We start from the raw sequence: 13,209 nt of genomic DNA on the forward strand, positions 1-13,209 counted from the left end.
AAGCACTACGACGACCTGATCCGCACCTGCGCCGACCGCCTCGAGGCGGCCTCGCCCGACGTCGACGCCGAGGGCCGGGACTACGGCACGCTTCCGGTCGAGGAGGGCGCCCACGTCCGCGGTCTGAACACCGAGACGTCCGGGGGCGCCAACGACGTCGCCCTGATGTCGGTCGGACGGGACGGCAGGACCGTCACCGTCGTCCAGTGGCAGCAGATGGGCGACTTCACCGACGCGCCCGTGGCCGCCTTCAAGAAGACCACGACCACGGCCGTCAACAAGCTGTACTGACCGGGCGGCCGCAGGAAAGGGGCCGGCGAAGCCCGGCCCCTTACGCGTCCGGCAGTGAGGCCGCCAAGTGCTCCCACGCCCCGTGCACCCGTTCCCCCACGATGCCGAACTGGGTGATGAGCGCGACGCAGTCGCCGTTCTCGTCGTCGAGTTCGAGGGACGAGGTGGGGCCGTGGGCGGCTGTGGAGCGGACCAGGTGGCAGGAGTGGACGGCGGGGAGGTCCAGCTCCAGGGAGGCGTTCGCCACCGCCGCGTACACGCGGCCGCCGGCCGTGCGGTCGGTGACGTGGACGGGGCCCGCGCAGGCCTGCATCGCCGAGGGGGCGAAGACCGCCACCCCGATGGGCAGCCCCACCGAGCAGACGTGGTCGAGGACGGACGGGAGGACGGCGACGTCCACCGCGCGGTGTTCGCCCGGGTGGCGGGTGAGCGCCGCGCGCCGGGCCGCCCCGCCGTCCGCCAGGATCGCGTCCAGCTGGGCGAGTTGGTCGCCGGTCTCCCAGGAGGGGGCCTCGGGGCGTTCCCGTACGTCGGCGGCCCCCACCCCCGCCTCGACCGTGCCCGCCAGGCCCGCCAGCAGGCGGTCGCCCTCCGACAGGAGCCGGCCCTCGTGCACCGTACGGCCGGTCGCGTCGAGGAGGCGTACGGAGACCGCGTCCTCGGCGTCGCGGGTGAGCACGGCCGCGTCCACCCCGTCGGCGTCCAGGCGCAGCGTGATCGAGCCCGAGTCCGGGTGGACGGTGAAGGCCTCGCCGCGCAGGCTCGGTACCGCGTAGCTGCCCGCCTGGTCGAGGCGGGCGACCGGGCCGCCGGTGAGTGCCTGGACGTGGCGGAAGAGGGTCAGGCTGCGGGCCAGTTCCGGCATCCGGGGGTCGATCAGGCGTGCGGTGCCGGTGCGCCGGCCGCAGCACGTCTCGAAGCCGCAGCCGTGGTGGTGGGTCATGGTCAGTACACGTCCCGTACGTAGCGCTTCGCCCGGCGGAGAGCGGCCAGGTACTCCGCCGCGTCGTCGTCGCCGCGGCCGCGCTGCTCGGCGATGACGCCCAGCAGGGCCGCCTCGACGTCCTTCGCCATCCGGGAGGCGTCGCCGCAGACGTAGACGTGCGCACCCTCCTCCAGCCACGCGTACAGCTCCCGCGACCGCTCCCGCATCCGCGTCTGGACGTAGACCTTCTCGGCCTGGTCGCGGGAGAAGGCGAGGTCGAGTTCGGTGAGCGTGCCGCGCCGGCGCAACTCCGTCAGCTCGTCCTCGTACACGAAGTCCGTCTCGCGGTGCCGGTCGCCGAAGAACAGCCAGTTGCGGCCGGAGGCGCCCCGCGCGGCCCGCTCGTGCAGGAAGCCGCGGAAGGGGGCGATGCCCGTGCCGGGGCCGATCATGATCATGGGGGAGTCGTCGTCGGAGGGGACGCTGAAAGAGGCGTTCGGCTGGAGGTAGACGCCCACCGTCGCGGCGTCGCCGATCCGGTCCGCCAGGTACGTCGACGCCACACCCCCGTACGTCCGCTGCCCGGAGTCGTAGCGGACCGACGCGACCGTGAGGTGGACGCTGCCGGGGTGTGCCAGCGGGCTCGACGAGATCGAGTACTGGCGGGCCTGCAACGGCCGGAGGAGGGGCAGGAGTTCGGCCAGGGAGGGTGCCTTGGGGCCGGCGTCGCGCAGCAGGTCCAGTACGTCCCGGCCCCAGAGCCAGGAGTCCAGGTCCGAGCGGTCGCCGTGGGCGACGACCGAGGCCAGCTCGCTCGTGGGGGCCCGTTCCACGAGGTCGGCGATCAGTTCCTTCGACGGGGTGCGGATCTCCCGCTCGGCGCGCAGGAGCTCGGCCGTCTCCGCGTCGCCGCCCGCGTCCAGATACGTCAGGAGCTCCCCCACCAGCGTCTCGTCGTTCACCGGTACGACCGCCAGCGCGTCGCCCGCCTCGTAGGTGATGCCGCTGTCGCCGAGGTCGAACTCGTAGTGGCGGATCTCCTTCGCGCTGTGCGGGGCGGACAGGAGCCGGTTCGTGGTGAGTCGGGAGGGGTACGGCGTGCGCTTGTTCCACGGGGAGCGGGGGCGTGCGGGTGCCGCCGATGCCTCCGCCTTCGACACGGGGGCGCCCGTGCCCGCGCCGCCCGTCGCGCCGGTCTCCGCGACCAGGCGCTCCAGTACCGCCGCCGTCCACTCCGCCGCCGGCTCCTCGAAGTCCACGTCGCAGTCGACGCGTTCATGCAGCCGGGTCGCGCCCAGCTGCTCCAGCCGGGTGTCGATGAGCTTCGCCGCCTGGCAGAAGTCGTCGTAGCCCCGGTCGCCGAGCCCGAGGACCGCGTAGCGCACGCCCTCCAGTCGCGGGGCGGTGTCGGACTGTAGCGCCTCCCAGAACAGCCCGGCGTTGTCGGGCATCTCGCCCTCGCCGTACGTGGATGTCACCACGATGACGTGGGACATCGCGGCGAGCGCCTCCGGTGTGACGTCGTCCAGGGCCGCCGTCCGGCCGCCGAGGCCTTGCGTGCGGGCGCCGGCGACGATGTCCTCGGCGACCAGCTCGGCGTTGCCGGTCTGGGTGCCGATCAGGACGTCGATCGTCGCCGCCGGTGCGTCGGAACCCGCGCCCTGCCGGCGTCCGGCGGCCGCGACACCGGCGAGGAACCCGGCGAGCCACGCCTCCTGCTGGGCGGAGAACGGCGCGTCGGCCGGGATGAGGGAGCCGGTCGGGGGGAGGGCCGAGCCGGTCGCGGGCAGGGCCGGGGGCAGGAGGGTCACGCGGTCACCGTCTCGGTCGGGGCCTGCGGGGCGAGGCGCGCGGCGATGTCGTCGAGCGCGGCGTTCGCGAGCAGTTCGTCGAACCGGGCGGCGCGTACGCGGCCCGCGTTCTTCGTGGTCTGGTGGACGATCCAGCCGGAGGTGCTGGGCGCGTCCACGCTGAGGTTGTTGCGCTGCTTCAGGGCGCGCTTGTAGTCGTCGAGCCGCTTGATCGCGATGAGCGTGGCGAGTTCGCCGTCGTCGAAGCGGTCGAGCGTGCCGCGCAGGTACTTCACGACCCGCTGCTTGACGAAGAAGTCCTCGGTGAGGATCAGGTTCCGGACGGCCTCGGCGACCTTCGGGTCGTCCGGGCCGCTCGCGCCGGGCACCCGCTGGAGCGCGAGGTCCTGCGCGACACCGAGCACCGTGTACGACGACAGCAGGGAGAACATGTCGTCGCTGCCCTGGTCGCCGAAGGCCGGGGCCCGGCCGCCGAGGACGGTACGGCGGTCGCGGTAGTCGACCTTGAACGCGCGGAGCTTGTCCGTCGCGATCGACGTCGCCAGCTCGTCCAACAGCTCGTTGCGGGTCGCCGCCGCGAGGATCTCCCCGGCGTCCTGGTAGAGGAGCAGCGCGCGGGGCATCCCGCAGTACACGTGCTCCCGCTCGCTCGCCCAGTTCTCCAGCAGCCGGGCCGCGAGCGGCGAGCCGGTGGCCTCCACGTGCCAGGTCAGCAGCAGCCGTACGGCCTCCTCGTGGAAGGCGCCGTGCGCGGTGTCGGTCACGGGGAAGACGAGGAGCGAGTCGGCGCTCACCCGGCCCGGCAGTTCGCCGGAGGGGTCGTACTGGTAGAGGAACCCGCCGCTCATGCCGTTGCCGAGGCCCTTGCCGAAGCCGCCGAGGTTGAGGACGGTGCCGCCGGTCATGTACTCGCAGCCGAAGTCGCCGACGCCCTCGACGACCGCCGTCGCACCGGAGTTGCGCACGGCGAACCGGTCGCCCGCCTCGCCCTGGACGAAGGTCCGGCCGCCGGTGGCGCCGAACAGGGCGAAGTTGCCGACGAGGACGTTGCCGCCGCGTTCGGTGCTGCCGCCGCCGGGCGCGCGGACGACGATCCGGCCGCCGCTCTGGCTCTTGCCGACACCGTCGTTGGCGGTGCCGGTGTGTTCGAGGGTGATGCCGTCGTTGCAGAAGACGCCGTACGACTGTCCGGCCGAGCCGGTGGTGCGGACGGTCACGGCGCCGTCGACCAGTCGGCGGCGGCCCCGGTCGTCGGTGGTGACGGCGGGGACGTCCGGGAGATCGGACAGCTCGTGGTTGAGGAGGCGTTCCACGTCGATGCCGAGCTGCCCGCCCACCGACTTGTCGCTGTTGCCGAGGCGGATGCCGTCGACGAGCAGGGACGGCTCGCGCCGGTCGAGGAGCGCGGTACGCACCCGCTCGATCAGAGCGTCGTCGGTGCTGAAGTCCTTCTCCAGGTACTCCGGGTTCTCGACGATCTTCTCGGGCACGCGGGCGAGGAGGCGGCGGACGTCGAGGCGGCCGACGCTCGCCGGGTGGTCGAGGAGCTGGAGCAGGTCCGTGCGGCCCCGGGCCTCGCGCAGCGAGCGCAGGCCGAGGCGGGCGAGGATCTGCCGGACGTCGTGCGCGATGTTCAGGAGGTACTGGGCCAGCGCGCGGGGGTCGCCCTCGAAGACCTCCGGGTTGGTGGTGAGGCCGGCCGGGCACTTGACGTTGCAGTTCTTCGCCATGACGCAGCCGAGCATCATCAGCGCGGTCGTGCCGAACTCGAAGCTGTCGCCGCCGAGCAGGGCCGACCTGACGACGTCACCGCCGGTCTGGTGGGCGCCGGAGCAGCGCAGCACGACCTTCTGCCGCAGCCCGTTGGCGACGAGCGCCTGGTGGACCTCGGCGACGCCGATCTCCGCCGAACGCCCGGCGTACTTGAGGCTGGTGACGGCCGCCGCGCCCGTGCCGCCGGTGTTCCCGGCGACGTTGATGACGTCCGCGCCGGCCTTGGCGACGCCGACCGCGATGGTGCCGATGCCCTCGGAGGAGACCAGCTTGACGATGACGCGGACGCGGGCGGCCTTGCAGTCGTGGATGAGCTGGGCGAGGTCCTCGATGGAGTACGTGTCGTGGTGCGGGGGAGGCGAGATCAGCTCGATGCCGGGGGTGCCGCCGCGGGCCGCCGCGATGTCCACGGTGACCTTGGGCGCGGGCAGCTGGCCGCCCTCGCCGGGCTTCGCGCCCTGCCCGATCTTGATCTCCAGCTCCTGGAGCATCGGGTCGGCGAGATAGCCCGCCCAGATGCCGAACCGGCCGGAGGCGAACTGCTTGATGCGGGAGCCCCGGATGGTGCCGTACCGGGTGTGGTGCTCGCCGCCCTCACCGCTGTTCGACAGGGCGCCGACCATGTTGGTGCCGTGCGCGACGGCCTCGTGCGCGGTCGCCACGAGCGCGCCGTGGCTCATCGCGCCGGAGGCGAGCGAGCGGGTGATCTCGTGCGCGGGCTGGACCTCGTCGAGCGGGACGCTGTCGGGGGCGCTGTCGAGGAGGGCGAGGAGGTGGGCGGCGGTGCCGGAGGCGGTGACCGTGACGCCGTCGGCGTCCGCGGCGACGGTCCGTACGTCACCGAGGCGGGCGAGGCCGTCGGCGAGGGCCGTATGACGCTCGGCTGCCTCGGGCCCCGGGGAGGTGAGGCGCAGGTGGACGCCTTCCGCCGTGACCGTCACGGCCATCCCGCGCACCGTGACGCTCGCGTTCCCGTCCGTGGAGAACCGTCCCAGCTCCCGGGCGAAGTCCTCGGCCGTACGCAGGCCCGTGACGTCGGCGGGCAGCGCGAGCACGTCCCGCAGCGCGGCGGGGCGGCGCGAGCGCTCCTCGTGCGTCGTCCGCAGGAAGGCGCGGTAGCCGGGGGTGATCCGGAACGCGTCGATCTCGGCGTCGCTGAGCGCGTCGTAGCCGGTGTTGCGGTACGCGGTGTCGGTGATGCCGAACGCGTCGTCGAGCTGGCCGAGGGTGAGCAGGCGCAGCGCGTCCGAGTCGTCGGCCTTCCCGAACTCCGGCCGCTCCTCGACCATGTCGCCGAAACCGCGCACGGCGGTGACGCCGAAGGAGTGCCCGGCGCCGTCGGACCGTTCCTTGAACAGCCCGAGCAGCGGGATCTGCTGCTCGGTCCCGACCGTGCGGGCCCGCTCGTGCCAGTCCGTGGCGGCCTGCGCGATGCGGGCGAACCCGACGCCGCCGACCGGGGCCTCCATGTGCGGGAAGGCCTGGGCGAAGACGTCGTCGCGGGTGTCGAGGTAGTTGGGCTCGAAGAACTCGCCGCCGATGTAGCTCTCTGCGGTGCACAGGCCGACGCGGCCCATGGTCTTGGCGAGGGACTTCTCGGCCGCCTTGCGGAACTTGGCGAGCGCCCGGTCGGTCTCGGTGATCTCGCCGGCCGGAGCCGCCGCGCTGGGGAACTTCTCCTCGGCGCGCAGCCGCGCGCTCAGACTGTAGACGGCGGAGGCGCCGAAGCCGAGCGCGGTCGCGACGTGGTGCGAGGAGGCCAGCTGGCCGCTCTCCACGACGAGCGAGACACGCAGCCGCAGCCCGGTCTCGATGAGCCGCTGGTTGACGGCCGCGACGGCGAGGATCACCGGCAGCGGGGCGCGCGTGGAGGAGACGGCCCGGTCGGTGAGCAGCGCGATGCCGCCCTGGTCGGCGGCGAACCGCTCGACGTCGTCGCAGAGCCGGTGCAGCGCCGAGCGGAGCGCGTCCGCGTTCGCGGTCTCGTCCCCGGCGACCGGCTCGTAGAGCATGGCGAACCGTTCCAGCGGCACGATCCGCTGGTCCCGCAGCCGCACCATGTCGAGATGCCCGAGCACGGGGGAGGAGACGACGAGCTGGCGGCCGTTGGTGGCGTGGGTGCCGTCGGGCTTCGGGCCGAGCGCGACCCGCATGCTCATGCCGTCGGCCTCGCGGATGCTGTCCAGCGGCGGGTTGGTGACCTGGGCGAACCGCTGCGAGAAGTACTTCGCCATGCCGCCCTCGGTGTCGCTGAGCGCGTTGATGGCGTTGCCGTAGCCCATCGCGGAGATCCGCTCCGAGCCGGTGGCGAGCATCGGGTCGAGCATGAACCGGAAGCTCTCCTGGTTCAGCGCGTACGCCACGTACCGGCCGGCGAGGCTCAGGTCACCGTCGTAGCCGAGCGTGGTGGTGCCCCGGTAGTAGTCGGGGGCGGGCAGGTCGTCGAGGTTCACCCGGGCCGCGTCGAGCAGCTCGCCGTACGGGCGGCGCGCGGCGAGGGCGTCGAGCACGTCACGGGTGCGCAGCACGCGTCCGGCACGGTGGTCGACGACCAGCATCCCGCCGGCCTCGATGCGGCCCCGGTGCACCACCTCGTCGTCGGGGAACGCGACCTGGCCGGCCTCCGAGGCCACCATCAGGTACTCGGCGGTCTCGACCGTGCGCAGCGGGCGCAGTCCGAGCCGGTCGAGGCGGGCGCCGACGACGTCGCCGTCGCTGAAGATGAGGGCGGCGGGGCCGTCGTTCTTCTCCTCGTAGAGGGAGAAGTACTCCAGCATGGCGCGGACGGCGTCGGGCAGGGTGCGGTCGTTCTCCCAGGCCGGCGGCATCAGCGACACGACGGCCTCGACGAGGTCCAGGCCGTCGTCGAACACGCGGCTCTGCAGGGTCTGGTCGAGGCGGCTGGAGTCCGACTGCCCCGGCGGACGCACGATGCTGCGGGTCCGGGCGCGGGCGAGGGCCTCGTCGGAGAGCCGGTTCTTGCGGTCGGTGTTCAGCTCGCCGTTGTGCGCCATCAGCCGGAACGGCTGCGCCATCGTCGGGTGCGGCTCGGTGTTCGTGGAGAACCGGGTGTGGAAGTACAGGGACCGGACGGAGTGGCGGGGGTCGGTGAGGTCGCGGAAGTACCCGACGATCTCACCGGAGTTGAGGCGGCCCTTGAGCACCTGGGTGCGCGCGCTGAGCGAGAGCGGGTACAGCCCGGCGTACGTGTCGGCGTCGGCGTAGGCGACGGCCTCGACGGCGAGCAGCGCGCGGTGGGCGGCCGCGTCGACCTCTTGCCGCTCCCACTCTTCCGGGGCGCGGAACGCCCACTGCACGATGGGCAGTTGGTATTGCTCGGCGGCGGGCCGGGCCACGCTGTGGTCGACGGGCACGTCCCGGACGAGCAGTGTCTCGAAGCCCTCCTCGGCGACGCACCGGCCGACGAGGTCGACCGCGTGGGCGCGGCGGTCCGGGTCGGTCGGCACGAAACAGTTGGCGACGCCGAAGTGACCGGCGCGCAGGTCCTCGCCGGTGAGCGCGGTGAAGAACTCCACCGACAGGTCGACGCTGACGCCCGCGCCGTCGCCGACGCCCTCGGCGGAGGTGCCGCCGCGGTGCGGGATGGCGCGGAGCGCCTCGTCGCCCTTGAGGATGACGTCATGGCTCGGCGTCCCGTCGAGGCGGGTGAGGAAGCCGACGCCGCAGTCGCTGTGGTCGCGGGCGGGGTCGTACAGACCGACGGGCGTGACAGATGCGTGATTCAAGGGCGGGTCCCGTGACGTGTGCGGCTGGGTGTGCCTCCCAGGCCCTCGGGGCACTGGGGGAGGAACGGCCAGGCTGCGTCGGTGAAGCGCTCGCCGCGGGCGGACCGGTGTGACGTCCGGAGCCCTGAGTGGTGCGATTGACCATAGTAAGGCGGGCCTAAGTTCCCGGCAAGGGTGTGCCGTGCACGTATGTGCCGGCCGGGTCCTGCGTGTGCGGGCCGAGTGCCCCCGGGTCCCAGGAGCCCCGGCCCTCGGGAGCCCCGGCGCTCAGAACCCCCGGCCCTCAGGAACCCCGGCGCTCGTGAGGGCCGGTGCCTGAGGGCCGGGCGTTCCTCGGCGGCCGGAGGGTCAGGCCACGTCGAAGAAGTAGTCGTACGTCGCCAGCTGGATGCCGGAGCGGGTCGTCGCGTACACCGAGAGGTAGTGCGAGCCGTTCGTCGGCGGGGCCCACTCGACGCTCGTCCGGCCGGAGGCGTCCGCGGCGACCGTGGTCTCCGGGCCGCTGTCGAAGGAGTACGTGTAGCTCACGACGTTCCTCACCTTCGGCGTGAACGTGAAGGTGCCGGGGACGTCCGCACCGCCGCCCGCGCCGTTCTCGGGGTAGACCTCCGAGGCGACGGTCGGGGTGGTGTCGTAGGCGATGGTCCAGGACGCCGCGTCGCTGACCCAGCCGTTCGCGCTCCGACTGGACACCTGTAGGTGCTCCCCGTGGATGCCGTCCAGGGTGAGCTCCACCTTCGCCGTGCCGTCCGCGGCGGCCGGGACGTCGACGGTCCTGTCCTCCTGGCCGCCGACGGTCCGCACGGTGTAGCCGACGACCGGACTCTTCGCCTGGAGCGCCGCGTCGGGGCGGAGCGTGAACTCGGTCGGCTCGCCGAACTCGGGCGACGGCACGGCCGGGGCGACGGTGGGCGCCGTGGAGCTGACGCGGAACGAGTAGCTGGTGACCGCCGAGCCGTTGTGGGCCCGGTCCAGGCTCCGCACCCAGAGGGTCTTCGAACCGGAGCCGGCGGGCGGCACCAGGCTCAGCGTGGCTGAACCGCCCAGCGCGTCGGCCCGCTTGAAGAAGCGGGTCTCCGCGTACGGGTCGACGGGCCGCGGGATGCCGTACTCGCCGATGGACGTGCCGATGACCGGCAGGTCCGGCTGCCAGGAGAACTCGAATCCCTCGACGTCGTCCACGCCCCGGGCGTCCAGGGTGAAGGTGACGGGCTCGCCGCCCGGATTCCAGCCGTCCTGCGGGTAGTTCGGCGAGGTGATCGTGGGGGCGTTCGCGGGGCGGGTGTTGTCGATGGTGACGTAGCAGGGGGCCGACCAGTCCGATGCCGTGCTCCCGGTCTCCGTCCGGGCCTGCCACGCGTACGTCTGTCCGTCGGCCAGCGCGGTGGCCGGCAGCGTGACGGGGGCCTCGTAGCCGGGGATGTTGCGGTCGCGGGCGAGCGTCGTGACCCGGGTCGGGTCGGACACCGGCCAGGCCTGGTACCGCACGCCCAGCAGGGGGTTTCCGGTGGTGTCGGTGGTCCCGGGGATGCCCTCGACGACGAGACCCTCGCGGGCCCCCACGTGGGTGGGCCGGTCCGCGTCCGTCGAGCAGTGCCGGTAGCCGTTGAACAGCTGGGTGGGTGTGGTGGGCGTTCCGCCGGCCGCGTGCGCGGGCGACGCGCCGGCCAGTGCCAGGCCGAGGGTTCCCAGGGCGGCGAGGACGGTGCGCGATCGCGTGTGTAAGGACATGGTCAAGTGGCCCCTCCCGTTCGGATGTCCGCCCGCCGAATCGACACGCACGCGGTGCCGGTCGCGTGCTGTGGTGCGGGTGGCGAGGGGATCGTATGGGGTGCTGTGGGGCTGCGCATGACAATTACCGGTGCGTCGGAGTCAGGTGGCGCCGAACCGGTACGAAACCCTCCGAATCGCGCGGCCCTTCGCGTACATCCAAGGCCGCGCCGTGTGCGTCTTACAAGGAAGTCCGTTGCCCGCGAGGGAAGTTCAGGGACGTCCGCGTGGCGTCCAGGGGCGTCAGGGCGTTCAGGGGAAGTTCACCGCCACCGGAGGATCCGATGCACCGTCGCCTCGTCATCTCGGCCGTCACCACCGCACTGTGCGCCACCACGCTCGTCGGCACCGCCTCGTCCGCCTCCGCCGCGCCCCAGGCCGTCGACTGCCGCAAGGTGAAGTGCGTCGCCCTGACCTTCGACGACGGGCCGGTCAAGGACACCCAGCGGCTGTTGGGCATCCTGAATGACCGGGACGTCAGAGCGACGTTCTACGCCGTCGGCACGAACGTCCAGAAGTACCCGGCGACGGTGCGCGCCGCCTCACAGGCCGGCCACCAGATAGGCAACCACAGCTGGGACCACGCCAACCTGACCAAGCTCAGCGCCGCGAAGGTCAAGTCGCAGCTCTCCCGCACGGACACCGCGATCAAGCAGGCGACCGGCACGAAGCCCACCACCTTCCGCGCCCCCTACGGCGCCCACAACGCGACCGTCCGCTCGGCCGCCGGGCGACCGCTGGTGCACTGGAGCGTCGACACCCTCGACTGGAAGTACAAGGACGCGGCCCGGCTCGTCAAGTACGTCAACGCCGAGACCAGGCCCGGCGACATCGTCCTCATGCACGACATCCACAGGACGACGGTCGACGCGGTGCCGGGCATCATCAAGGCCCTCAAGGCCCGCGGCTTCCACTTCGTCACGGTCGACCAGCTCTTCGCCCCCACCAAGCTCCCCGTCGGCAAGGTCACCTACCACAACCGCGCCGCCTACCGCCCCTGACCAGCCCCTTCACCGTACGGCAGGAGCACGGCACCGGTGCGCCGCCCCGTCGGCGCACCCCACTCCCGCATCACCGCCGCACCACCAGCCCCACACGTCTCTGCAACCATTCGTGTTCGTTCCGTTGACACCCGGCACATACCCTCCTAATGTCTCGCCAACATTCCGACCATGTGACGAGATTTCGAACGGTTGAAAGGCACGTGCCCGCGTATCACCGGAATCAGCCCCCACGTGGTCGGAGCGCAGTGACGCGGCCCGACCAGCGTGGCGGCACGCCCCGGCCGCGGGGTCGGAACAGCCGGTGTGCGGCGAGCCCCCGACGACCTCGGCGGCCCCGCGCGGTCCACCCGGTCGCCGAGCGGATGCTCCCCGGGACGACCCGACCCGCTCCGCCGCCCTCCCGCAGTCATCCGGCGCGCCGTCACCCTGCCCACGACGACCAGAACGGGAAACGATCACCATGCGCAACCGAAGAGCCGTCCTCGCGGCCCTCGCCGGAGCGACCTCCCTCGCTCTCACCGTGTCGGCCTGCGGCGGCGCGGAGGGCGAGGTCGCTTCCGGGGGCGACACGATCGGTATCGCCATGCCGACCCGGGCCTCGGAGCGCTGGCTGACCGACGGCAAGAGCGTCGTGGAGGACCTGAAGGACAAGGGGTACAAGACCGAACTGGTCTATGGCGACGACGACCCCAAGGCCCAGGTCGCACAGATCGAGAAGCTGGTCGAGCAGGGCGTGGACGCCCTCATCGTCGCAGCCATCGACAACAAGTCGCTGGGCGGCGTGCTCAAGCAGGCCGCCGCCGCGGACATCCCGGTGATCTCCTACGACCGGCTCATCCTCGGCACCAAGGACGTCGACTACTACGTCTCCTTCGACAACGAGCAGGTCGGCCGGCTGCAGGCCCGTCACATCATCGACAAGCTCGGCCTGGAGGACGGCAAGGGCCCGTTCAACATCGAGCTGTTCGCCGGCTCTCCCGACGACAACAACACCAAGTTCTTCTTCGACGGCGCGATGCACCTCCTCCAGCCGTACCTGGACAACAAGCAGTTGGTGGTCCGGTCCGGCGAGACCGACATGGACCAGATCACCACCCTGCGCTGGGACGGGCCGACCGCGCAGAAGCGGATGACCGAGGTCCTCGCCGAGTCGTACCGGACCGAGAAGGTCGACGCGGTCCTGTCGCCGTACGACGGCATCTCCATCGGCGTCATCAACGCCCTGAAGGCGGACGGCTACGGCACCGCCGGGAACCCCCTGCCCGTCATCACGGGCCAGGACGCCGAACTGGCCTCGGTGAAGTCGATCATCGCGGGCGAGCAGTCGCAGACCATCTACAAGGACCTCAGGCAACTCGCCGAGCGGGCCGCGGAAATGGCCGACGACATCCTCAACGGCGACACCCCCGAGCTGAACAACCGGCGCGCCTACAAGAACGGGGTCAAGGCGGTACCCGCGTACCTCCTCCAGCCGATCAGCGTCGACAAGTCCAACTACGAGTACATCCTGCTCGGCAGCGACTACTACACGGCCGAGGACCTGAAGTGACCGCTGTGGCCCGGATCACTTCCGGAGGCCGATGAGTTCTCCCGCCCGCGCCGGTCATGACGGACGAAGAACGACCGAGGCCAGGCAAGGCCGGGCCGGACAGGAAGGGACGCGACCGTCATGACCGCATCTGTGAAGGGCCCCGCCAGTTATTTCCCCTCGATCGAGAAGAAGTACGGCCGTCCGATCGCGGAGTGGAAGGAACTGATCCGGTCGGCGCCGTCGAGCCGGCACATGGAGCTCGTCGCCTGGCTCAAGAGCGAACACGGCCTCGGGCACGGCCACGCCAACGCGCTCGTCGCCCACACGCTCGCCGAACAGGCCGGGTGAACCGGGGGCC

7 protein-coding genes and 1 pseudogene are annotated in these 13,209 nt (G+C 71.9%); 4 read left to right on the forward strand and 4 right to left on the reverse strand.

The annotated features are described in order from the left end of the window. A pseudogene (locus PUR53_RS37790) lies at positions 1-291 on the forward strand (hypothetical protein); the annotation flags it as partial. A 40-nt stretch (positions 292-331) separates the two neighbouring features. Here PUR53_RS37790 and PUR53_RS37795 read toward each other — a convergent pair. The 4 genes from PUR53_RS37795 to PUR53_RS37810 form a co-directional block, all read right to left on the reverse strand. Beyond that, entirely contained in the window at positions 332-1,234 is a 903-nt protein-coding gene (locus PUR53_RS37795; protein ID WP_329911333.1) for a hypothetical protein, read from the reverse strand. A 2-nt stretch (positions 1,235-1,236) separates the two neighbouring features. Further along, complete coding sequence (locus tag PUR53_RS37800; protein WP_329911334.1) at positions 1,237-3,027, reverse strand: diflavin oxidoreductase; 1,791 nt, start codon at positions 3,025-3,027, stop codon at positions 1,237-1,239. Next, on the reverse strand, positions 3,024-8,546 hold the full coding sequence (locus PUR53_RS37805; protein ID WP_329911336.1) for a glutamate synthase-related protein: 5,523 nt from the start codon (positions 8,544-8,546) through the stop codon (positions 3,024-3,026). Before PUR53_RS37805 ends, PUR53_RS37800 begins: the two co-directional genes overlap by 4 nt. A gap of 348 nt (positions 8,547-8,894) precedes the next feature. Beyond that, a complete protein-coding gene (locus PUR53_RS37810; protein ID WP_329902038.1) occupies positions 8,895-10,277 on the reverse strand; it encodes a hypothetical protein in 1,383 nt (460 codons plus the stop codon). Between the two features lie 323 nt (positions 10,278-10,600). Between PUR53_RS37810 and PUR53_RS37815 the strand changes: the two genes are divergently transcribed. The 3 genes from PUR53_RS37815 to PUR53_RS37825 all read left to right on the forward strand — a co-directional run bounded on the left by PUR53_RS37815 (position 10,601) and on the right by PUR53_RS37825 (position 13,199). Next, a complete protein-coding gene (locus PUR53_RS37815) occupies positions 10,601-11,317 on the forward strand; it encodes a polysaccharide deacetylase family protein (protein WP_329902039.1) in 717 nt (238 codons plus the stop codon). Between the two features lie 463 nt (positions 11,318-11,780). Further along, positions 11,781-12,869, forward strand: a complete 1,089-nt coding sequence (chvE, locus tag PUR53_RS37820; RefSeq protein WP_329902040.1) for a multiple monosaccharide ABC transporter substrate-binding protein — start codon at positions 11,781-11,783, stop codon at positions 12,867-12,869. A 120-nt stretch (positions 12,870-12,989) separates the two neighbouring features. After that, the gene (locus PUR53_RS37825; RefSeq protein ID WP_329902041.1) at positions 12,990-13,199 is read left to right on the forward strand and encodes a DUF4287 domain-containing protein; all 210 of its coding nucleotides are present in this window, start codon (positions 12,990-12,992) and stop codon (positions 13,197-13,199) included. Positions 13,200-13,209 lie beyond the last annotated feature (10 nt).

Source organism: Streptomyces sp. SP18BB07 (assembly GCF_036322545.1).
Classification (GTDB): domain Bacteria; phylum Actinomycetota; class Actinomycetes; order Streptomycetales; family Streptomycetaceae; genus Streptomyces; species Streptomyces deccanensis.

Coding starts and splice junctions, on each gene's coding strand:
- PUR53_RS37795 (WP_329911333.1), bottom strand. CDS start 1,234: ATGACCCACCACCACGGCTGCGGCTTCGAGACGTGCTGCGGCCGGCGC.
- PUR53_RS37810 (WP_329902038.1), bottom strand. CDS start 10,277: ATGTCCTTACACACGCGATCGCGCACCGTCCTCGCCGCCCTGGGAACC.
- PUR53_RS37815 (WP_329902039.1), top strand. CDS start 10,601: ATGCACCGTCGCCTCGTCATCTCGGCCGTCACCACCGCACTGTGCGCC.
- chvE (WP_329902040.1), top strand. CDS start 11,781: ATGCGCAACCGAAGAGCCGTCCTCGCGGCCCTCGCCGGAGCGACCTCC.
- PUR53_RS37825 (WP_329902041.1), top strand. CDS start 12,990: ATGACCGCATCTGTGAAGGGCCCCGCCAGTTATTTCCCCTCGATCGAG.